At 54.3% G+C, this 21,329-nt stretch carries 21 protein-coding genes, 3 tRNA genes and 1 other annotated feature; all 24 genes read right to left on the minus strand.

The annotated features are described in order from the left end of the window. Positions 1 to 126 (minus strand): elongation factor Tu (gene tuf / locus GXX34_09955; protein ID HHW07828.1); only part of this gene is annotated, 126 nt, incomplete at its 3' end. Positions 127 to 378: 252 nt separating this feature from the next. After that, a tRNA-Thr gene (locus tag GXX34_09960) sits at positions 379 to 454 on the minus strand. A gap of 1 nt (position 455) precedes the next feature. After that, positions 456 to 531 (minus strand) — tRNA-Met (locus tag GXX34_09965). A 16-nt stretch (positions 532 to 547) separates the two neighbouring features. Continuing rightward, a tRNA-Tyr gene (locus GXX34_09970) sits at positions 548 to 633 on the minus strand. Between the two features lie 95 nt (positions 634 to 728). Beyond that, a complete protein-coding gene (gene sigH, locus GXX34_09975; GenBank protein HHW07829.1) occupies positions 729 to 1,373 on the minus strand; it encodes an RNA polymerase sporulation sigma factor SigH in 645 nt (214 codons plus the stop codon). A 227-nt stretch (positions 1,374 to 1,600) separates the two neighbouring features. After that, complete coding sequence (locus GXX34_09980) at positions 1,601 to 2,113, minus strand: NYN domain-containing protein (GenBank protein HHW07830.1); 513 nt, start codon at positions 2,111 to 2,113, stop codon at positions 1,601 to 1,603. After that, entirely contained in the window at positions 2,110 to 2,844 is a 735-nt protein-coding gene (gene rlmB / locus GXX34_09985; protein ID HHW07831.1) for a 23S rRNA (guanosine(2251)-2'-O)-methyltransferase RlmB, read from the minus strand. Before rlmB ends, GXX34_09980 begins: the two co-directional genes overlap by 4 nt. Before the next feature lie 44 nt (positions 2,845 to 2,888). Continuing rightward, positions 2,889 to 3,578: an FAD-dependent thymidylate synthase gene (locus GXX34_09990; GenBank protein ID HHW07832.1), complete on the minus strand. Its 690-nt coding sequence runs from the start codon at positions 3,576 to 3,578 to the stop codon at positions 2,889 to 2,891. Between the two features lie 4 nt (positions 3,579 to 3,582). Beyond that, a complete protein-coding gene (locus tag GXX34_09995; protein ID HHW07833.1) occupies positions 3,583 to 4,002 on the minus strand; it encodes a Mini-ribonuclease 3 in 420 nt (139 codons plus the stop codon). Positions 4,003 to 4,007: 5 nt separating this feature from the next. Further along, complete coding sequence (locus GXX34_10000) at positions 4,008 to 5,465, minus strand: cysteine--tRNA ligase (GenBank protein HHW07834.1); 1,458 nt, start codon at positions 5,463 to 5,465, stop codon at positions 4,008 to 4,010. Continuing rightward, positions 5,434 to 6,129: a serine O-acetyltransferase gene (gene cysE, locus GXX34_10005; protein ID HHW07835.1), complete on the minus strand. Its 696-nt coding sequence runs from the start codon at positions 6,127 to 6,129 to the stop codon at positions 5,434 to 5,436. The genes GXX34_10000 and cysE overlap by 32 nt, the downstream gene beginning before the upstream one ends. Positions 6,130 to 6,189: 60 nt before the next feature. After that, positions 6,190 to 6,420, minus strand: a binding site (T-box leader). Between the two features lie 71 nt (positions 6,421 to 6,491). Beyond that, complete coding sequence (locus tag GXX34_10010; GenBank protein HHW07836.1) at positions 6,492 to 7,958, minus strand: glutamate--tRNA ligase; 1,467 nt, start codon at positions 7,956 to 7,958, stop codon at positions 6,492 to 6,494. Between the two features lie 83 nt (positions 7,959 to 8,041). After that, positions 8,042 to 8,515 carry a 2-C-methyl-D-erythritol 2,4-cyclodiphosphate synthase gene (locus tag GXX34_10015; GenBank protein HHW07837.1) on the minus strand — a complete coding sequence of 158 codons (474 nt, stop codon included), beginning with the start codon at positions 8,513 to 8,515 and terminating at the stop codon, positions 8,042 to 8,044. Further along, on the minus strand, positions 8,493 to 9,206 hold the full coding sequence (gene ispD, locus GXX34_10020) for a 2-C-methyl-D-erythritol 4-phosphate cytidylyltransferase (GenBank protein ID HHW07838.1): 714 nt from the start codon (positions 9,204 to 9,206) through the stop codon (positions 8,493 to 8,495). The genes GXX34_10015 and ispD overlap by 23 nt, the downstream gene beginning before the upstream one ends. After that, a complete protein-coding gene (locus GXX34_10025; GenBank protein ID HHW07839.1) occupies positions 9,199 to 10,281 on the minus strand; it encodes a PIN/TRAM domain-containing protein in 1,083 nt (360 codons plus the stop codon). The genes ispD and GXX34_10025 overlap by 8 nt, the downstream gene beginning before the upstream one ends. Positions 10,282 to 10,443: 162 nt before the next feature. Continuing rightward, positions 10,444 to 10,920, minus strand: a complete 477-nt coding sequence (locus tag GXX34_10030; GenBank protein ID HHW07840.1) for a CarD family transcriptional regulator — start codon at positions 10,918 to 10,920, stop codon at positions 10,444 to 10,446. Positions 10,921 to 11,038: 118 nt separating this feature from the next. Next, positions 11,039 to 12,817: a DUF4445 domain-containing protein gene (locus GXX34_10035; protein ID HHW07841.1), complete on the minus strand. Its 1,779-nt coding sequence runs from the start codon at positions 12,815 to 12,817 to the stop codon at positions 11,039 to 11,041. Positions 12,818 to 12,928: 111 nt separating this feature from the next. After that, positions 12,929 to 14,341: a DNA repair protein RadA gene (gene radA, locus GXX34_10040; GenBank protein HHW07842.1), complete on the minus strand. Its 1,413-nt coding sequence runs from the start codon at positions 14,339 to 14,341 to the stop codon at positions 12,929 to 12,931. Between the two features lie 86 nt (positions 14,342 to 14,427). Continuing rightward, entirely contained in the window at positions 14,428 to 16,926 is a 2,499-nt protein-coding gene (locus tag GXX34_10045; protein ID HHW07843.1) for an ATP-dependent Clp protease ATP-binding subunit, read from the minus strand. 4 nt (positions 16,927 to 16,930) lie between these two features. Then, on the minus strand, positions 16,931 to 17,956 hold the full coding sequence (locus GXX34_10050) for a protein arginine kinase (protein ID HHW07844.1): 1,026 nt from the start codon (positions 17,954 to 17,956) through the stop codon (positions 16,931 to 16,933). A 50-nt stretch (positions 17,957 to 18,006) separates the two neighbouring features. Then, a complete protein-coding gene (locus tag GXX34_10055; protein ID HHW07845.1) occupies positions 18,007 to 18,522 on the minus strand; it encodes a hypothetical protein in 516 nt (171 codons plus the stop codon). Positions 18,523 to 18,540: 18 nt separating this feature from the next. After that, positions 18,541 to 19,011 (minus strand): CtsR family transcriptional regulator, encoded by a 471-nt coding sequence (locus GXX34_10060; protein ID HHW07846.1) that lies wholly within the window; start codon positions 19,009 to 19,011, stop codon positions 18,541 to 18,543. A 239-nt stretch (positions 19,012 to 19,250) separates the two neighbouring features. Then, on the minus strand, positions 19,251 to 19,682 hold the full coding sequence (locus tag GXX34_10065) for a DUF3887 domain-containing protein (GenBank protein HHW07847.1): 432 nt from the start codon (positions 19,680 to 19,682) through the stop codon (positions 19,251 to 19,253). 142 nt (positions 19,683 to 19,824) lie between these two features. Continuing rightward, positions 19,825 to 21,288, minus strand: coding sequence for a lysine--tRNA ligase (gene lysS / locus GXX34_10070; GenBank protein HHW07848.1), 1,464 nt, complete (start codon positions 21,286 to 21,288; stop codon positions 19,825 to 19,827). Positions 21,289 to 21,329 lie beyond the last annotated feature (41 nt).

A 21,329-nucleotide genomic window follows, 5' to 3' on the forward strand; every position in this document is an offset into this window, starting at 1 on the left:
CGCTTGACCGAACTTCGCCAAAATATTGGTAATGGCTGCAGTCAAGGTGGTCTTACCGTGGTCTACGTGTCCAATCGTACCAACGTTAACGTGGGGTTTCGTTCTTTCGAACTTTTGTTTTGCCACTTTGGAGTTCCCTCCCTGCATCATGAGATTTAAGATTTAGTTTTATGAACGCCCGGGGACAGCGTGCTTTATGTAGTTCTCCTGGCCGCTTCCCCGCCAGCAGTGCAAACGCCGGCGCTACCTTCCCCGGTAACGCCAATAAGATTAAATCATAATAATTCTATCCCATTTCGGACAAGCTGTCAAATATAGTCAGCCGGATTTTTAAAAAAAAGAGGAACTTAACACCCGTTAATTCCCCTGAAAATAAAATGGAGCCCACAACCGGGATTGAACCGGTGACCTCCGCCTTACCAAGGCGACGCTCTACCTACTGAGCTATGTGGGCATGGTTGCGGGGGAGGGATTTGAACCCACGACCTTCGGGTTATGAGCCCGACGAGCTACCAGCTGCTCCACCCCGCGTCGTATATGATGGATTTGGTGGAGAGGACAGGATTCGAACCTGTGAAGGCGGTGCCAGCAGATTTACAGTCTGCCCCCTTTGGCCAACTCGGGAACCTCTCCATGTGACTGACAAACGTTATTATAGCACCGGTTTTCTACGGCGTCAAGGGTTATTTGTGCCATTTCAAAAAACAAAACCGGCTTGCACCGGTTTCCTACACATCCCGTTTGGCCAAATACCGCTCCAGTTTCCGCTTTACCCTCTGGAGGGCATTGTCAATGGACTTCACATGTCTATTTAAATCCATGGCAATTTCCTGGTATGATTTCCCTTCCAAATAAGACATCAATACCTGCCATTCCAGGCCGCTTAGAATCTCTCCCATTTTTTCTTCAATATCATCAAATTCTTCCCGGGAGATAATCAATTCCTCCGGATCGGTAATTTTGGTGCCGGAGATCACATCCAACAGGGTCCGGTCAGAATCTTCATCGTAAATCGGTTTATTCAGGGATACATAAGAGTTCAACGGGATATGCTTTTGCCTGGTGGCTGTCTTAATGGCGGTAATGATTTGCCTGGTAATGCAGAGTTCGGCAAAGGCGCGAAAAGATGATAATTTATCGCCGCGAAAATCACGAATGGCTTTATAAAGCCCGATCATCCCCTCCTGAATAATATCCTCCCGGTCCGCACCAATTAAAAAATAAGACCTAGCTTTAGCCCTGACAAAGTTCTTATACTTGTTGATCAGGTATTCCTGTGCTACATCGTCTCCATCCTGGGCCAGTTCTACGATATCTTCGTCGACCATTACTTCGTAATTGTCACAGGCCATTCTTTGGGGATTTACACTCATTACATCGCCTCCACCTAAAGATTTGCTAGGCTGCATGCATCTCTGGGCATTGATGAGAAAACAATTAATTTTTCAAAGTGACAAAAAAATAATTAAAATACTAAATCACGCCTGCTCCTAAGACGGAGGCATAAAACATAGGTTGTCCAGTTACACTAGTTATTATAGCTGAAATAATCCTCAAAAGCAAGTTGTTCAACCGGGGATCGCCCCGCAAAACTTCCCCGTTACTTGTGCCGCCGCAGCTGTTCCAAGACCTGGAACTGCTCCTCCGTCAAGTAGTTTGACAGGCTCCGTTGCTGCCGGCCCTTCCGGTAATGCTGCTTGCTCTGCTCAATGGTTTCCATCACCAAAAGCCTCAGTTCCCTGGCTGATATACGAAGGCCGTCCTTGCCCAGCACGATCCGCTGCTCCAACCAGTCGGAGGTGGCCACGGTGACACGATAACCTTTGGATAGGTTGTAGACCAGCTGCTCGATCACCTGGTCGGCGGTTTTCCCTTGCCCGGAATAGATGACTTGGAGGCCGTTCTTATTTTCCACGGTCTCCTGCCCCTTCACCTGGTGGGCATCAAATACCAGGATCACCTGTTTACCGCTTAACGCTTGGTAATTAGCCAAAATCTCCTCCAGGTGTTCCCGCGCGTGAGACAGATCCTGACTGCGCATGCCGGCAAAATCAGGCCAGTTATTAATGATGTTATAGCCGTCCACAATGAGATATTCCTGTTCCATGCTCACGACCTTACATTGCGCTGGCGCACTGCTTCGTAAAGGCCAATCGAAACAGCCACTGCCGCGTTTAATGAGTTAATCCGCCCGGCCATGGGGATCTTGGCTAAGATATCACAGTTTTCCTTTACTAAGCGGCTTAACCCTTTCCCTTCGCCGCCCACCACCAGCACCGCCGGTAGACGCCAGTCCACGTCATAGATTTCCGTTTCCGCCTCCCCGTCCAGCCCCACCGCCCATAAGCCTCGCTTTTTCAAACTTCGCAATGCCTCGGACAAGTTGGGGACCCGGGCGACGGAGACAAATTCAACGGCCCCGGCAGAGGTTTTTGCCACGGCGGCGGAGAGGGAGACACTCCTGGCCTTGGGGATGATGACCCCATGAGCCCCTGCCGCATCTACCACTCTCAGGATGGCGCCCAGGTTGTGGGGATCCTCCAGGTGATCGCAAGCGACGAGCAAAGGAGGTTGCTGCCGGTCGGCCGCCAACCGCAGCAAATCTTCCATGGCCACATATTCCTTGGACGCAACATAGGCCAACACTCCTTGATGCCTGGCCTGATGCGTTAATTGATCGAGTACTCTCCGGTCAACTTTCTGTACCGGAATTCCCCTGCTGCGGGCCAGCTGCGTGATGGGCTTTAAACCCCTTTCCGTATCCACCACCAACAACTTATTAATCGCCCTCTCCTGCTTTAAAGCCTCCAGCACGGGATTCCGCCCGTACAACAAATCAGACATGCATGCCCTCCACCTTGTTCAATAATGTATATGCCTTCCTTCCATTAGTCATGTGCACTAAATCTGCTTTTTATGACCGGGGCTCGTCCACATGACATTTCTCCCTCATAGCAAACTCCTTCCGTGTCACAGGTGGGGCCCGCCTTGGCAAAGAGCACGGGAGCTTCCCGGCGCACCTCTTGCAGCATGAGGCGAGCCAGCCGCCTGATTTCCCACTGGGCTCTTGTGCACAACCGCTGCCGGAAGAAATTCAGGAGGCTCCGGGCGTTAAAGGTGAAGATGATTTTCGTTTCGCAAGCCTGGGGCAGGACATACCTGGCGTCTTCTTTCGGCACTACCCGGGCCAGGGCATTGTAAGCGCGTCTAATCTCCTCCATGAGGGCTTCGTAACGAAGGAGGGCTTCTTCATTACCCCGGATGCTGGGGGGAGTAATAAAGGCAAAATCCTCCTCACTCACCCAGCGCTGGGATTTCTGGGAGTAAGAAGCGATGCGATGCCGCACCAGCTGGTGGGTCAAAGCCCGGCTGATGCCTTCCGCCGCAAAGGTAAAGCTCACATGCTCCAAGGGTGATAGATGGCCCATGGCGATTAGCTTTTCCAACAAGCGCACCTCATCTTCCCTGGCCAGGTTCTCCTCCAAGTCCTCCACCCCGGCGTTGGCATAACACATGCGGGCCGCCAGGGCCACTGTCCTTTCCGGCTGGGGGGTGAAGTTAATTAACTTGACCTGCATCATGCTATTCACGGCCTGTCTCCCTTTCCGCAATCATTTTTTCGAGCCGGCGCATCAACTGGGACAGCCTGTCATACCGGCCTTTTAGGTAGAGATAACCAATTAGGGCCTCGAAACCGGTGCTATAACGATATTCTACCATTTGGGCGCTCTTAGGAACATGTCCTGATTTAGCGTTCCTGCCCCAGCGCACAATATCGCGCTCTTCACCGGACAGCATGGGCTCGATCTCCTTCAATATATCGGCTTGAGCGCCTGCCTTGACAAAGGAGACGGCTTTCTGGTGCAAGTCTTTCATTTTGCCCGGACTATGAGCTACCAGCAGCAGCCGCACATAGAGCTCATAGACCGCGTCCCCTATGTAGGCCAGCACCAGAGGAGACAGCTCTTCCGGTGCCGGGATGAAGTCCACATGATCCAGCATCCTCGTCATTTCCCATCTCTTTTCCATCTAACTCCATGGGGTGTATCTTCCAGTATGATACCCAGTTCTTTTAAGCGATTCCGGATACCGTCCGCGGTAGCCCAATCCTTCTTCGCCCTGGCTTCCTGCCTCAATTCGATGAGCAGTTCGACTAAACCGGCGACCAGGGCTTGTTCCTGCCCCTCATCTACGACCCGGTCTTCCTGCAGGGGAATACCCAGCACCTGCACCACCATTTCATCCAGGTAGCGCCAGGCCTTCTCTAACAAGGCCAGGGCACCGGGGATTTCCGGCAGGTTACCCTGGTTGGCAAAGCCGTTGCTCTCCCTGCATAGTTCGAACACGGCGCCCAGGGCCAGGGAAGTATTGAAGTCATCGTCCATGGCTTTGATAAAATCCCGGCGGCACTCTTCCAATCTTTCCTGGAAAGCATGGCCTTCAGGGCTGCCATTAGAGGCGTTGATGGATTGGAGAAACTGGATTTTCTCCTTTAGCAGCCTCCGGGTATTCTTGATCCGTTCCAGGGCTTTTTGACTTTCCCGCAGCTTTTGATCATCAAAATCCAACGGGCTCCGGTAATGGGTCTCCAGCAGGAAAAAGCGCACCACATCGGCGGGAAATTTGTCCAGGATTTCCCGCAGCAAGAAGAAGTTGCCCAGGGATTTGGACATCTTCTCCTGATTCACCGTGATGAAACCGTTATGCATCCAGTACCTGGCGAAAGGTTCCCCGCAGGCGGCTTCTGACTGGGCAATTTCGTTTTCATGATGGGGGAAAACCAAATCGGCTCCACCGCCGTGGATGTCAAAATTGGCACCCAGGTATTTTAAAGACATCACGGAACACTCAATGTGCCAACCCGGCCTTCCCTTACCCCAGGGACTGTCCCAAGCCGGTTCTCCCGGTTTGGCGCTCTTCCACAGGGCGAAATCCAGGGGATCCTGTTTCCGCGGATCCACTTCCACCCGGGCGCCGGCCTGCATTTCATCCAGGGAACGGCCGGACAGCTTGCCGTATTCCTCGAACCGGCGGACACTGAAATAGACATCTCCCTCAATTTCATAGGCATAACCTCGATCAACCAGCCTTTGGATCACTTCGATAATCTCCGGGATATGCTCACTCACTTTGGGATGAACGTCGGCTTTGGCTACATTGAGCTTGCCGGCATCCTCGAAATAGGCATTAATATACTTCTGGGCCAGGGCTAAGGGATCCACGTTTTCTTCCCTGGCTCGCTTGATGATCTTGTCATCCACATCGGTAAAGTTTTGCACATACTGGACTTCATAACCCCGGTACGTAAAGTAGCGCCGCACGGTATCAAAAACAACCAGGGGCCTGGCATTGCCCAAATGGATATAGTTGTACGTCGTCGGCCCGCAAACGTACATGCGCACCTTGCCCTCTTCCCGCGGCACAAAAGGTTCTTTAGTGCGTGTCAGTGTGTTGTAAATCTGAATGCTCATGAACGCGCCCCTCCAATTCCTCAATCCTTCGCTCTAATCGCTCTATATTGCGCTGCAAGCACAAGATCATCTCCGCCACCGGGTCCGGTACCTGATCATGCCGCAAATCGATGGCTGAATAATCGGTGCTGGCAATATTCTTGCCGTTGCGCACCACTACCTTGCCGGGCACCCCCACCACGGTGCAGTTGTCCGGGACACTTCTTAACACCACGGAACCGGCTCCCACCTTGACATTGTTGCCGATGGTGATGTTGCCCAGGATTTTCGCCCCGGTGCTGATCACCACGTTGTTGCCGATGGTGGGGTGGCGCTTGCCTTTTTCCTTACCGGTGCCGCCCAAGGTCACGCCCTGGTACAAGGTGACATTGTCTCCAATCACCGTCGTCTCGCCGATCACCACACCCATCCCGTGGTCAATGAACAGGCCTTTGCCGATGACGGCGCCGGGATGAATCTCGATGCCGGTGAGGAAACGGTTGATCTGGGAAATGAGCCGGGCGATAAAGAAAAACTTCCTTTTATAAAACCAGTGGGCGATCCGGTGCATCCACACGGCATGTAACCCGGGATAGGTTAACAGGATCTCCAGCACGCTTTTGGCGGCCGGATCCCTTTCAAAAATAACCCTGATATCCTCTTTCAGGCGGCTGAACAAAGGGCATCCCTCCCATTGAACATGAACGACATAAAATGAAAAACCCCCGTCTCCCAAGCACTCAGAGACGGAGGTCACTCCGCGGTTCCACTCTGATTGACCGGGCAGAAAACACCGGCCAACTCATTTGGGATAACGGCCTAGGCCGGAACAACCTACTGGCGGTAAACGTTCGGCTGTTCATTCCGGAGGGCACTTCAGCAAAACCCGTTACCCGAAGCCGCTTCCAGCCTACGGCGGCTTCTCTCTGGGGGTGGAATCCTGCCTACTTTCCTCCGTCATCACTTTGGCAGTTTTACTTTTGCACTATTATACTGGCGGCGAAAGTCTAATGTCAATAGCTAAACAGGCAGGCCGGTTGTTCAACCGTGCAAGGACAAACCGGTGTTTTGCCTCAGCCGCTTAAGCACTTTCTCCTTGCCTAAAATAGGGATAATGTCGTGCAGTTCAGGCCCGTGCATCTTCCCGGTCAAAGCCACCCGCAAAGGCATAAACACTTTTCTGCCGCCGAGCCCCAGTTCCTTGGCGGTTTGTTTCAAAAGCTGCTTCGTTCCCTCCGGGTCCAGGTCGCCGGCTTCCTTGAGCTTCGCCGCAAAGAGCTCCATCACCCGGGGTACCTGTTCTTCCTGCAGTACCTTCCTCGCCTCTTCGTCTTCCACCGGTACCTCTTCCGCGAAGAAAACGTCCACATGGTCCACAATGGACGACATGTTGGGCAAGTAACTGCGCACCGCCGCCACAATTTGCAAGAGCTTTTTCTCATCTTCCTCCGACAAGGTTTCCGGCAAGTAGCCGGCTTCAGTGAGATAGGGAACAGCCATGGCGGCGATCTTCTCCAGGGGAGCTTGGCGGATGTAAAATCCATTAATCCAGTTGAGCTTGTCCAGGTCAAAGATAGCCGGGTTTTTGGCCACCCGTTCCAAAGAAAACTGCCGGCACAATTCCTCCAGGCTGAAGATTTCTTCCTCCCCTTCCGGCGACCAGCCTAACAGGGCCAGGAAATTAACCAGGGCTTCCGGTAGGTACCCTTGTTCCCGGTACTGCACCACGGAAGTGGATCCGTGCCTTTTACTCATCTTAGTCCGGTCTTTGCCGAGAATTAAGGAAATATGGGCAAACACCGGTTCCTTAAATCCCAGCGCCCGGTAAATAAGGATCTGCCTGGGGGTATTGGATAAATGCTCTTCCGCCCGGATCACATGGGTGATTTCCATGAGGGCATCATCAATTACCACGGCAAAGTTGTAGGTGGGGATCCCGTCGGACTTGACGATGATAAAATCGCCGATACCGTCGCTTTCGAAACTCACCTGGCCCCGCACCAGGTCATTGACCAGGATATTCTCCCCGCTGGGCACCCGGAAGCGGATCACGGGTTTCCGGCCCTCCCGGAGGAAGGCTTCCTCCTGTTCCGGGGTCAAATTCCGGCACTTGCCCAGGTACCGGGGCATTTCCCCTCTGGCTAAAAGGGCCTGTCTTTCCTGCTCCAATTCTTCTTCGGTGCAGTAACAACGGTAGGCATGCCCAGCCTCCAGCAACTGCTCCACATATTTTTGATACAGGGCCAACCTTTCCGTCTGGCGGTAAGGGCCGTGGGGGCCGCCGACATCCACCCCTTCATCCCAGGCAATACCCAACCAGCGCAAGGACTCCTTAATATTCTCCTCCGACTCCCGGCTGGATCGCTCCAAATCCGTATCCTCAATTCTCAGGACGAAAGTGCCTCCCGTTTTCTTGGCCAACAAGTAGTTAAATAACGCCGACCTGGCGCCCCCGATATGTAATGGACCAGTAGGGCTGGGAGCGAAACGAACCCTCACTTTTTCCACGAGTCAATCCTCCTTTTATGGTTCACGCCCGCATGTACAATAACACAAGCATTATAGCACTACCGGCAAACCGGCTGCAAGTTTTACCCCTGCCGGAGGGTAACCGCCGCCCAGGCGGCAATTCCCTCGCCCCGGCCGGCAAAGCCCAGTCCTTCGGTGGTGGTGGCTTTAATATTCACGGCACCCGGCTCTATTTCCAAGATCCGGGCGATATTTGATCTCATATCCGCCATGTAAGGAGCCATTTTCGGCCGCTGGGCCACAATGACTGCATCTACATTATTGACCGCAAAGCCCGCCGCCATAACCTTCTCCTTCACCTCATCCAAAAGGAGCATACTGGAAATGCCGGCATAACGGGGATCCGTGTCAGGAAAATGCACCCCAATATCCCCCAGACCGGCGGCCCCCAACAAGGCGTCGGCCAGGGCATGGAGCAGCACATCCGCATCGGAATGCCCCAGCAGCCCGAATTCATAGGGGATGGTCACCCCCCCGATAATAAGCTGCCGGCCCTCCACCAGCCGGTGCACGTCAAAACCGATGCCCACGCGCATCTTGCTGCCTCCTCTCCCAAATCAACTCCGCCAGGGCCAGGTCTTCCGGCGTCGTAATCTTGATATTGGTGTATTCCCCCTGGACCACTTGTACCGGCCGGCCCAGCCGCTCCACCAGCCCCGCATCATCCGTAGCTGTAATCCCGTCCTCCATGGCTTTTTCATAGGCCTCCACCAGCCAATCCCGGCGAAAAGCCTGGGGCGTTTGGACGGCCCATAGACTTTGCCTGGGAGGCGTGGTGACCACCAGGCCTTGCTCGTCACAGACTTTGATCGTATCTTTGACCGGCACACCCGGTATGGCTGCGCCGCAGGTTTTGGCCGCCCGGATGACCCGTTCCAGCAAAGTCAACGTGAAAAATGGTCGCACACCGTCGTGTACGACCACCCAGGCACAATCCTCCGGAAGCGCCTTGAGCCCATGGTAAACCGAATGACTTCGTTCCTTCCCACCGGGAACAACTTGATGCAGCTTAGTCAAGGCATAAGGTGCCAGCATCTCCTGCACCGGGTCCACATCCCGGCTGCCTACTACCAGCACCACATGCTGCACGGCACTGCTCTCTTCCATGAGCTGCAGGGAATGGAGCAGCACCGGGCGCCCGCCTACGGCCAGGTATTGCTTCGGCACGGCACTCTTCATCCTGGTGCCCTGGCCGGCAGCCAGCACAATCGCCGTCACACTAGACACCGGATGGCACCTCCAAGGAAACATGGTTTGATTTCTGGGACGGCTTCGGCTTAGCAAAAATCATGCGTCCCGCGGCTGTTTGCAGCACGCTGGTCACCAGCACGGATATAGTCTGGCCGATATACTTCCTGCCGTTTTCCACCACAATCATGGTGCCGTCATCTAAATAGCCAATCCCCTGCCCCACTTCCTTGCCGTCCTTGATCACTTGGACGGTCATTTCCTCCCCGGGCAAGACCACAGGCTTCACGGCATTGGCCAGTTCATTGATATTAAGTACCCTGACCCCTTGCAGTTCGGCCACCTTATTCAGGTTAAAATCGTTGGTGATGATGTCCCCACCTACCAGTTGAGCCAGGCGAATCAGCTTGGAATCCACTTCTTGCAGGTCGTCAAAATCCCGCTCGTCGATTTTCACCTTCACATCCAGCTCTTTCTGGATCCGGTTCAGGATATCCAAGCCCCGGCGTCCCCGGTTGCGTTTGAGCAAATCGGAAGAATCAGCGATATGCCTCAATTCCTCCAGTACAAACTGTGGAATCAGCAGGACACCGTCAATGAAGCCGCTCTTGCAGATGTCCGCAATACGACCGTCGATAATGACACTGGTATCGAGAATTTTATAACGAGCCTTCATATCAAGGCGTCCGGTTTTTTCCTTGTCTTTGCCGGCCTTCCAGTTGGCAAAGACGGAAAAGAGATCGTCTCTCTTCTTAGTGCCGACACTCCAACCCAAGTAGCCTAACACCAGGCTCGCCAAGATGGACAAGTACGGCCCGACGATGGGAAAGCGGTAAAAAGAAAAACCAAATAAATTAGCGATAATAAGTCCGATAATCAAACCGACGGCACCGCCCACCAGGTCATGGGCCGGAATCTTGTACAACAGCGCTTCCAATCTTCTGGCTACTTGAATAATCCCGGTGATCAAAGGCGGCGCCAAACTGTAACCGATCAAGCCGGCTACAATGGACAGTAAAATCACTAAGGCCCACTTCACGGTCAGCTCCGGTCCTTGCCAAAAAGGCATGACCAGCAGGCCGACGGAAAACCCGCTGTAACCCGCCGCAATCATGAAGAGAACCCGCAGTACCTTGATAACCAAAGATTTCACCTCCTTTTGGTAGTTTTACTAGCCTTTAATCTTATTATACAAGCGCCTGGCAAATACTGCAAGAAAGGGATTCCCAGGCAGCCCAGCCGGGAAAAGGGGAGGTACCGTTAATCGGCACCTCCCTCAAGCCAAAGCCTTCGCCAGCCAGTTCTCTACCTGCTCTTCTTCTGCATTCTCGGCCAGCACCAGTTCACTGATGAGGATCTGCCTGGCGTTGTTGAGCATTTTCCGTTCAATGGCGGATAAGCCCTTGTCCCGTTCCCGTAAACTCAAATTGCGCACCACTTCCGCTACAGCAAAAATGTCGCCGGTTTTAATCTTGGCCAGGTTAGCCCGGTACCGGCTGTTCCAGTTTCCATTGATGAGCACTTCTCTATCCTGCAGCACGGATAATACATCCGGAACCTGCTCTGCGTCAATCACTTCCCGCAGCCCGCTTGCGGCGGCATGATCGATGGGTACCATGACGGTCATGTCTCCATGGGCAATGCGCATCACATAATACTTGCGAGTCTCCCCGAGGATCTCCTTTTCTTCAATGGCTTCGATGATACCTGCGCCATGCATGGGATAAACCACTTTATCGCCGACGTTAAACACGCAACCACCTCCCCAGAGCTCTTCCTTCATTATAGCAAAGTTTCCTTGCTGCATCAAAAAATTTGATATTATACCACAGTCTTTTTACTTTTGTAAAGAGCTTCCGGGGAGAATTTAGCTAGAAATTAAGATGCTTGATGAATGCTTCCTGGAACTCGGGTACGGTGGAAAGCTCCATGTGCTCGCATGTCCTGGCGATGCTTGCCGCCTCCCGGCGAATGCGCCTGGAGAGCAAGGCCAGCATTGCTCCCGCCCCGGCGGCATTCCCCACGGCCCTAATCTTACCGGGATCAACCGCCGGCAAAAGGCCAATGCCTAGAGCAGACCGTTTATCAATGTAGCTTCCGAAAGCCCCGGCCAGCAGGATTTCATCCAGCTCAGCGGAGCTGATACCGGCTTTTTGCAGGAGCACCTCGATGCCTGCCCGGATGGCTCCTTTCGCCAGTTGCAGTTCCCGCACGTCCTTCTGGGAGAGATAAACCTCCGGCCCGCCGGTTTCTTCCGGAGTAGCAATGACAAAATAAGCATTGGCGCCCCGGTCGTGGATCCGCTTCCTCAGAAACTCCGGCAGGTGGTCCGCTTTTTCCGGGGGCACGATCCTGCCGTTAGCTTCTATCACTCCCACACGATGCATTTCCGAAATGGCATCCATTAAACCGGAACCGCAAATACCTTTGGCAGGCTCGTCACCGATTACTTCATACGTTACCTGATCTTCGTCGATCCGCACTTTTTCAATGGCCCCGGCCTGGGCCCGCATGCCGCATTTAATCTGGGCGCCTTCAAAAGCCGGCCCGGCCGCCGTGGAACAAGTGAGCATCCGGCCCGGCAGAGCCAGCACGATCTCCCCGTTGGTACCGATATCCACGGCCAGAATACGCCGGTCCACATCATACAGCTTCGTGCTGAGAATAACCCCGACCGTATCGGCCCCCACATAACCGGCCACGTTGGGCAGCAGGTGGACGGGGGCATGGGGGCAAAGATTCAAACCCAGTTCCCCCGCTTCCACGGTAACCAGATCGGTCACCACCGGGGTAAAGGGAGCCGGTGCCAAGTGGCGGGGGTCCAACCCGAGGAACAAGTGGTGCATGGTGGTGTTGCAAACGACGGCCGCCTGGTAAACGGAGCTTGTCCTGATACCGGCCGCATGAGCCAATTTTTCTCCCAGGCGGTTGATGACCTGCACCACCCTCCTTCTCAACTGCTCCAATTCTTTCGGTCCCTTGGCGGCATGCTGGATGCGGGAAATCACATCGGCACCGAAAATATTTTGGGTATTCCCGGCCGAAGCAGCCGCCACATTTTTGCCGGTAGTCAGATTCACCAGCGTACCCACCACCGTCGTGGTGCCAATGTCAACGGCTAAGCCGTAAAGAGGCTCCCGTTCATGTTCTCCCGGTTCCACGGCAATGACGTCCTTTTCATGCATGACTACGGTAACCAAATGCCTGGCTTCCCGCAGCACCCCGGGCAAAGCCCGCAGGACTCCCAATTTGAGGTTAGCCGGTTCACCCAAAGCTTCCAGCAACCTGGTGGCATCGGACACCTGGTGTTCTATGGAAGGCGGCTGCACTTGGATTGTCCGCCTTGTGATGCCCGGGTCAATCTCTACGTCCATGTCTTGTTGAGTCAGGGCCGTCTTACGGCTTAAATAGATTTCCTGTTGAGGTATTTCCACCACCAGGTCAGCGTTGACTTCCGTCTGGCAAGCCAACACCCAATCCTGGTCAGCGCCCTCCCGGATGCGCATGCGGCACTTGCCGCACACCCCTCTCCCGCCGCAAGGGCCTTCAAATTCCACTCCCGCTTCGGCAGCCGCCGTCATGAGGGTCACGCCGGCATCCACCGTCACCTTCACCTTATCCGGCAAGAACGTAACCGTATGCTTGTTCATCTACCACGCCTCCTGTCAAATGCGCTTGTCACGACACCAGTTCATTTCTATCATTGCAAACAAAATCCCTGCGGAATCACCTGTTCATTATTTCACTGGATTGCCATGATCTTACTCCAGGTCGATTTCCGGTAAAGCCGGGGCATCCTTTTCCCAGCCCTGCTCCCGGATAAAGGCCAGGGCTTCTTCTAAGCTGCCGGCACCGATAACTTCCATGGTAGTGGATTGCTCCGCTTTTTCTAGATTGCCCGCCGGCAGCAAAACCCGTTTAAATCCCAGCCGCTCCGCCTCCGTCACCAGCCGCTGGATATTTGGCACGGCCCGGATCCGGCCGGCCAAATCAACTTCCCCGATGACCACCATTTTCGGGTCCACCGCCACATCTCTTAGGCTGCTGTAAAGGGCCACCGCCAACCCGAGGTCAATGGAAGTTTCCGTGATCTCCACCCCGCCCAGCAGGGACACGTAAATATCCTGGTTGCTTAAAAATACTCCCGCCCTTTTCTGGAGCACAGCGGTAATCAGGTTCAGCCGGTCCCGGTCCACCCCCACCGCCACCTTGCGCGGGGGAATGCCGTAACTGTTGTCCACCACCAGGGCCTGCAGTTCCACCAAAATGGGGAGGGCTCCCTCCACGCTGGCCACTACCACCGTGCCGGGAATAGCCTCGGCATGCCCCGCCAGTAAGTACTGGGAAGGGTTGTCAATGGGAAACATGCCGGTCCCCAGCATCTCGTACAAGGCCAATTCCGCCGTGTTGCCAAACCGGTTCTTGAACGCACGGAGCATGCGAAAGCCGTGATTTCGCTCTCCCTCCAGGAAAAGCACACAGTCCACCATGTGGTCCAGTACCCTCGGCCCGGCGATCTGGCCCTGCTTCGTCACATGGGCCACCAGGAAAACGGGGATGTTGTTTTCCTTCGCCGTTCTGAGGATGTCACCGGCACATTCCCGGACCTGGCTCACGCTGCCCGGGGCCGAACTGAGCTCCGGCTTGTACACTGTTTGAATGGAATCGATGATCACGAAAACCGGCTTTTCTTCACGGATGTATTGCAGGACCAGTTCCAAATTGGTCTCGCTGACCACCAACAGCTTCGGATCCATCGTCTGCAGCCGCTCGGCCCGGAGTCTGAGCTGCTCCTCGGATTCCTCACCGGAGACATAGAGTACCGGGCCGTAATGGACGGCAATGAAGTTAGCCACCTGCAACAGCAGGGTTGATTTGCCGATGCCCGGATCTCCGGAGATGAGTACCAGGGAACCCGGCACCAGCCCTCCCCCCAGGACCCGGTTCAGCTCCCGATCCCCGGTATCGAAACGACTCTGGGCATAGGAGGCTACCTGGGAGATGGATTGCGGTCTTTTGGCCGGCTTTCCGGTGGACTTATGGGAGCTGCCGACGTCTACAATCTCTTCCACCAAAGAATTCCATGCCCCGCAGGGACACTGTCCCTGCCACTTCACAAACTCCCGACCGCACTCCTGGCAGACCCATCTCGTCTTGGCTCGCTTCTGGTTCATCGTTCTTCTCTCCAACGGATGATTTCTTTTCATTATAACAGAAAAGGCAACAAAAAGTCCGGCGGGGAAAGCCGGACTCGACATGGTTATTCTTCTTTTGCCAGTACAATCTGGCCGTCCCGGGCCTCCGCCACCACGGTGTCCCCTTCCCGGAACTGCCCTTCCAGCAGCCCGTCGGACAGGGGATCCTCTATGAGCCGCTGGATGGCCCGTCTTAAAGGTCTGGCCCCGTAGTTTTCATCAAAACCTTCTTTCAGCAGCACTTCTTTGGCCCCTTCTGTTACCTTAACGTGCAAATTCTGCTCCTTCAGGCGCTGGTTCAATTCATCCACCATGAGGGACACGATCCGGCCGATATGGTCGCGGTTCAACGGGTGGAAGACAATGAGCTCATCTACCCGGTTGAGGAACTCGGGACGGAAAGTCCTTCTCAACTCGCTCATGACGTTTTCTTTCATCCGCTCATAGCTGTCCGCTTCCTCGTTGCCGCTGCCGAAGCCGACCCTGCCGGTACCGTGCAGGCGGCCGGCCCCCACGTTGGAGGTCATGATGATCACGGTATTGCGGAAATCCACCGTCCGCCCCTGACTGTCAGTCAGGCGGCCGTCTTCCAGTACCTGCAGCAGGATGTTAAACACATCGGGATGGGCTTTCTCTATTTCATCCAGCAGTACAACGGAGTACGGTTTCCGCCGGATGGCTTCCGTAAGCTGGCCCGCGTCTTCGTAACCTACATAACCGGGCGGGGCTCCGATCAAGCGGGAGACCGTGTGTTTCTCCATGTACTCCGACATGTCTAACCGGACCATGGCATCTTCCGAGTCGAAGAGAGCTTCGGCCAAAGCTTTGCTGAGCTCCGTCTTGCCGACGCCGGTGGGACCTAGGAAAATAAAGGAACCAATCGGGCGGTTGGGGTTCTTGAGGCCCGCCCTGGCCCTGCGCACGGCCCTGGCCACGGCTTTGACGGCTTCATCCTGACCGATGACCCGCTGGTGCAGAATCTCTTCCAGCTTCAGGAGGCGCGCGGTTTCAGATTCCTCTATCTTCGCCACTGGGATACCGGTCCAACTGGACACGATCCTGGCAATGTGCTCCGCCGTTACCACGGACTCGGCCTTGCCTCTTTCGTTATCCCATTCTTTCTTCGCCTGCTCCAATTCCTTTTTCAGTTTCTGCTCCTCATCTCGCAGCTTGGCGGCGGTTTCAAACTCCTGGGCGTTCACGGCCGCTTCTTTTTCCTGCTTGACCTTCTCATAGCGAGCTTCCAATTCCCGGATTTCCTCCGGTGCCGTATGCATATCTAACCGCACCCGGGAGGCCGCCTCATCGATCAAGTCAATGGCTTTATCCGGTAGGAAACGGTCAGTGATATACCTATCCGACAGTTTCGCCGCCGCTTCAATGGCCTCGTCGGAAATCTTCACCCGGTGGTGGGCTTCATAACGATCCCGCAGCCCTTTCAAGATCTCGATGGTTTCTTCCACCGAAGGCGGGTCCACGATAATGGGTTGGAAGCGTCTTTCTAAAGCGGCATCTTTCTCGATATGTTTCCGGTATTCATCTAAAGTGGTGGCACCAATGGTCTGCATTTCACCCCGGGCTAAAGCAGGTTTAAGGATGTTGGCGGCATCGATGGCACCTTCCGCCGCTCCGGCACCCACCAGGGTGTGCAGCTCATCGATAAACAGGATCACGTTCCCGGCATGCCTGATTTCATCCATCACCTTGCGGAGGCGTTCCTCGAATTCCCCGCGGTATTTGGACCCGGCCACCAAGCTGGACATATCCAGGGTCACTACCCGTTTGCCGACTAAAGTTTCAGGCACCTTACCCGCTACGATTTGCTGGGCCAAACCTTCGGCAATGGCGGTTTTCCCCACACCGGGTTCCCCGATCAACACGGGATTGTTCTTGGTGCGGCGGCTTAAGACCTGAATGACCCGCTGGATCTCTTTATCCCGGCCGACCACCGGATCCAGCTGTCCCTCTTTGGCCATTTTGGTTAAATCCCGGCCGAAGCTGTCCAGGGTCGGGGTATTGGTGGCACTGCCGCCTTTTTTCGCCGCTCCCCCTTGCGGTGGTTGGCCGCCATGGGGCATGCCCATGCCGCCGAAGAACTGGGCTAGAGAGAAAGGTTGGAAGTTCGGCTGGGATCCGCCCAAGATGTCATTGACCTGGCTGCGAATTTTATCAGCGGTTACCCCTAAATTGGCCAGCACCCGGGCGGCCACGCCTTCTCCTTCCCGGACGATACCGAGGAGAATATGTTCCGTACCGATGTAGCCCACCCCTTGATGGCGCGCTTCTTCATAAGCCAACTCCAGCACCTTTTTGGCCCGCGGCGTCAAGACCAGTTCATTGGGGGGCTGGAAATCTCCTTCACCGATTAAACTCAGGATTTGCTCCTTGACCTTTTCCCCGTCCACACCTAAATTCGCCAGGGCCTTAGCCGCCACCCCTTGACCCTCGCTGATCAGTCCCAGCAGTAAGTGCTCGGTCCCGACGGCCGGGTGTTTCAAGGCGCGCATTTCCTCTTGGGCCAGGCGAATTACACGCTGTGCTCTTTCCGTCAGTCTATCCCACATAAGCTTACCTCCTTTGATTCACAAGTTTGTTGCGTATCACTTCCGCCCTCACGAGATCTCTCTCCCAAGGGCTCATTTCCTTCTCCTGCCGGCCCTGCAGCAAACCGGGTTGGATGAAAGAAATCATCTCATTGAGGATGCGCGGGTCGACACCGCTGATCATCCCTAAGTCTATACCCAGCCGCAGGTCCGACAGCAACCGCAATGCTTCTTCCGAGCTGATGCTCCGGGCATGGGCCAAAATCCCATAGGCCCGGTTCACCTTGTCATCAATTTGATGGTAAAACTCCGCCTTCAGTCTCTCCCGCGCTGCTCTTTCCTGGTCAATGAGCTGCTGGACCACCAAAGACAGGTTATTGACTATCTCTTCTTCCGTCAAACCCAAGGTAATCTGGTTGGATATCTGGTATAAATTGCCCTGAGCTTCGGAGCCTTCCCCGTAAAAGCCCCGCACGGCCACCCCGATTTGGGACAGGGAGCCGAGGATCTTCCCGGCCTGATTGGTCAAGACCAGGGCCGGCAAGTGGATCATCACGGAGGCCCTAAGACCGGTTCCAAGATTGGTGGGGCAAGCGGTCAAATACCCTTTCTCCTCGTGAAAAGCCAAATCCAACCGCTGCTCTAAAGCGTCGTCCAGGCGGTCCGCCGCTTTCCATGTTTCTTCCAGTTGGAAAGCCGGCATCAGGATCTGCACCCGCAGGTGGTCTTCTTCATTGACCATGATGCTGACTGTTTCGTCGGCGTTTAAAATCACCGCGCCGCCTTTGCCCTCGGCCAACGCCGGGCTGATTAAGTGCTTCTCTACCAGTATTTGTTTCTGTAAAGGGGACAATTCATCCAGATAAAATACCTCCATGGCGCCGAATACCTTACTCACCGCCGGTGCGGTGGCCGCTTGCCAGACTTCATTGATCACTTCTTTCTTTTGCTCTTCCCGCAAGAGATGCGGGAAAGGGATGCCCTTAAGGTTCCTGGCAAGTCTAACCCGGCTGGTCAGCACAATATCTCCCTGGGGGCCTGACCCTTCCATCCACTTGCTTACTACTTTCGCAATTTCATGCCTTGCCACACACACCCCTCCTAACCGTTTTGGTTCTCCAGGGCCCGGATCTGATCCCGTACTTTCGCCGCTTCCTCAAATTCCTCCCTGGCCACCAGTTCCTGCAGCTTCATTTTCAAGCCGGCCAGCTGCTTTTTCAGGCGAATCTCCTGCCCGCTTCTTTTCGGCACCTTGCCGGTATGCCGTTCCCGGCCGTGGACCCTGCGAATTAAGGGACTGAGGCTGGCCTCAAAAGTATCATAACACCGGTCGCAGCCCAATTTACCGTACTGGGCAAAAACCTGCCGGGTGGTACCGCACAAGGGGCACTTGGCAATTCCCGGCGCCACACTGGGCTCCCCGGCCATCATACTGGTGGTTTGGTCCAGCAGGCCGGCCAAGAACTTGTGAAAAGAAAAGCTGGACTGGGTAAACCCGAATTCTTCTTGATATTCCCGGGCACATGCCTCGCAGAGATTAAGCACCGTCTTATCGTTATTGACAATCTTGGTGATGTGCACATTGGCTTCATTTTTCTTGCATTTATCACATAACATGCGACTCACCCCTTTTGGCTATTTAAACTTTTCCCGCAGCAGGACCGTCAATACTGCCTTGAGAATGGCGGCTCGCACGTAGTCCCGGTCAGGGAGCGCCAGGGGCAGTGCCTCCCGGCTGATAGCCGCTTTCATCAGCAGCGCTTCCCTGTCCGTCAGCAACCCATCCTCCGCCAGCCTTTCCAGCAATCCTTCTCCCGCTTGCTGGGAAACCAGCGAGTTGTCCAAGTCCGCCAGTACTTCCAGCAACCACTCATCCTCATCCACTTCCAGCTTGGTAATCCTGAGGTAACCCCCTCCTCCCCGGCGGCTTTCCACTAAATAGCCCTGTTCCGGGCTGAAACGGGTCGTCAACACATAATTGATCTGCGAAGGCACACAGGCAAATATCTGGGCTATCTCACTCCTCTGAATCTCAATATACCCTCTGCCGCTGGCTTTTAATAACTCCTTGAGGTGTGCCTCTATTTTGTCCGCTATGCTGCGCATGGGAACACCCCTTTGACCTTCACTTACTTTTTGACCTTCCTTGACCTTACTTCCATCATATACCATCATCACAGAAATGCAATCCAAATTCTGGGCCAATATTTCGCATTTTGGCCTGTTATTATACATTATCTCCATTAAACTTCCCCGCACGCACTTTTCCGGCATAAAACAAAAGCCGCTGCCTAGCAAGAAGACCCTGGCCCCCAGGCCAGGGTCTTCTTGCTCAAGCAGCGGCTTTAACGCCGGCTAAACTGGTATCCGGCTGTTGCCACTCTCTCCACCGGTTCAGGGTTTTTAATATACAGGCCGGCTATTTTTTCACCCTCATCAAAGGTGATTCTAAACTCCACATCGGCTTTTTCGAAGATACCGGTGATTAAAATAACCCGGTGAAAATCAAAATCAACTACTTCCCTGTATCGCTGTTCCACCAAACGGCCGCCTGCCTCTTCGAGGACTTCCCAAGCCGCTTCCAACTGGACCGGGGACAATTGTTCCTTCATGTCGTCGTTGAAGTATTCGGCGGCCTCCGCTGCTCGGCCATCCGCCAGTTTGTTGATAAAATCTTCGGCGGCTACGGCGATAGGTTCTCCATAGGTACGGCAGCCGGTAAACAACAGCATGAGCCCAACCAGCAGCAGCACCAGGACCAGCTCTTGCCTTGTCATCTTCAATTAACCCCCTTAAAATTCCTTATCGCAATATTTTATCTATTGTGAATATATTATCTATCCCTCTATTTATATGCATCAACCGCGAGGGAGGCAAAATCCTGCAGCAGCAGGCCACAGGATTTTGCCGGTCAAGCGGTTAATAAATGGGACGCATGGTAGGGAACAGGATCACATCCCGGATGGATGCTTTATCGGTCAACAGCATGATCAGCCGGTCTATGCCGATGCCTAAACCGCCGGCCGGAGGCATGCCGTACTCTAAAGCGCGGATAAAGTCTTCATCCATGGGATGAGCTTCCTCATCGCCCGCTTCCCGCTCCTTCAGCTGGGCCAGGAAACGCTCTTTCTGGTCAATGGGATCGTTTAATTCAGAAAAGGCGTTGGCCAATTCACGGCAGGCCACAAAGGCTTCGAACCGGTAAGTAAGCTTGGGATTGTCCTTTTTCTTTTTCGCCAGGGGCGACACTTCCACCGGGTAGTCCAGGATGAAATGGGGTTTCACCAGGTGTTTTTCCACATGCTCCTCAAACAGCTCGCTTAAGATTTTGCCCCAAGTACTTGTCCCTTCGATTTCCAGGTTGAACTTCCTAGCGATTTCCCGCGCGTCCTCATCGGTCTGCACGGCGGCAAAGTCCACCCCGGTATACTTCTTCACAGCTTCCATCATGGTCAGCCGCGGCCAGGGTGGAGTGAGGTCAATCATTTCCCCCTGGTAAGGGATCACCGTCGTACCCCTGACAGCTTCCGCCGCCCGGGCCACCAGGTTTTCCGTCAGCACCATCATATCCTCGTAATCGGCATAAGCCTGGTAAAGCTCCAACATGGTAAACTCGGGATTATGCTTGGTGGAAATGCCTTCATTGCGAAATACCCGGCCTATTTCATACACTCGCTCCAAGCCGCCCACCAGCAGCCGTTTTAGATGCAGCTCCAGGGCAATGCGCAGGTACATGTCGATGTCCAGGGCATTGTGATGGGTGATAAAGGGCCTGGCGGCAGCGCCGCCGGCAATGGTATGCAAGGTGGGTGTTTCCACTTCCAGAAAACCCTGCTCGTCCAAGTACCGGCGAATGGCTTTAATGGCCCGGCTCCTGGCAATAAAATCATTGCGCACATCCGGGTTCACAATCAAGTCCACATAGCGCTGCCGGTAACGCAGTTCGATGTCTTTCAAGCCGTGCCATTTCTCCGGCAGCGGGTGTAAGGATTTGGCCAGCAGCACCAGTTCTTCCGTGGAAACGGTGATTTCTCCCATCCTGGTCTTAAACACCGTGCCCTTGACACCGATGATATCGCCGATATCCAGTTTGGCAAAGAGCTCATAGGCGGCCTCGCCCACATCGTTTAAGCGGACGTAAATCTGGATTTGCCCGGTCACATCCTGGATGTGAGCAAAACTGGCCTTGCCGTGCATCCTCTTGGTCATAATCCTGCCGGCCACGGACACGGGTTGCCCTTCCATGGAATCAAAATTATCCAAGATGTCTTGCGCATGATGGGTCTGGTCAAATCTACCTCCGAAGGGTTCGATGCCCATTTCTCTCAAATCAACCAGTTTTTGGCGGCGAACCTGTAAGACTTCACTAAGTTCGTGTTCCAAAATCCCTATCCCTCCCGGTATATGGTATTGTTTGTGCCACC

The organism is Clostridia bacterium (assembly GCA_012840125.1).
Taxonomy (GTDB): domain Bacteria; phylum Bacillota; class DULZ01; order DULZ01; family DULZ01; genus DULZ01.

Coding starts and splice junctions, on each gene's coding strand:
- GXX34_10025 (HHW07839.1), bottom strand. CDS start 10,281: ATGATTGCGGCGGGTTACAGCGGGTTTTCCGTCGGCCTGCTGGTCATG.
- GXX34_10050 (HHW07844.1), bottom strand. CDS start 17,956: ATGGAAGGGTCAGGCCCCCAGGGAGATATTGTGCTGACCAGCCGGGTT.
- GXX34_10045 (HHW07843.1), bottom strand. CDS start 16,926: ATGTGGGATAGACTGACGGAAAGAGCACAGCGTGTAATTCGCCTGGCC.
- GXX34_10055 (HHW07845.1), bottom strand. CDS start 18,522: ATGTTATGTGATAAATGCAAGAAAAATGAAGCCAATGTGCACATCACC.
- rlmB (HHW07831.1), bottom strand. CDS start 2,844: ATGTCTGATTTGTTGTACGGGCGGAATCCCGTGCTGGAGGCTTTAAAG.
- GXX34_10060 (HHW07846.1), bottom strand. CDS start 19,011: ATGCGCAGCATAGCGGACAAAATAGAGGCACACCTCAAGGAGTTATTA.
- sigH (HHW07829.1), bottom strand. CDS start 1,373: ATGAGTGTAAATCCCCAAAGAATGGCCTGTGACAATTACGAAGTAATG.
- GXX34_09995 (HHW07833.1), bottom strand. CDS start 4,002: ATGCTGGATCATGTGGACTTCATCCCGGCACCGGAAGAGCTGTCTCCT.
- GXX34_10065 (HHW07847.1), bottom strand. CDS start 19,682: ATGACAAGGCAAGAGCTGGTCCTGGTGCTGCTGCTGGTTGGGCTCATG.
- GXX34_10015 (HHW07837.1), bottom strand. CDS start 8,515: ATGCGCGTGGGCATCGGTTTTGACGTGCACCGGCTGGTGGAGGGCCGG.
- GXX34_10035 (HHW07841.1), bottom strand. CDS start 12,817: ATGAACAAGCATACGGTTACGTTCTTGCCGGATAAGGTGAAGGTGACG.
- radA (HHW07842.1), bottom strand. CDS start 14,341: ATGAACCAGAAGCGAGCCAAGACGAGATGGGTCTGCCAGGAGTGCGGT.
- GXX34_09990 (HHW07832.1), bottom strand. CDS start 3,578: ATGCAGGTCAAGTTAATTAACTTCACCCCCCAGCCGGAAAGGACAGTG.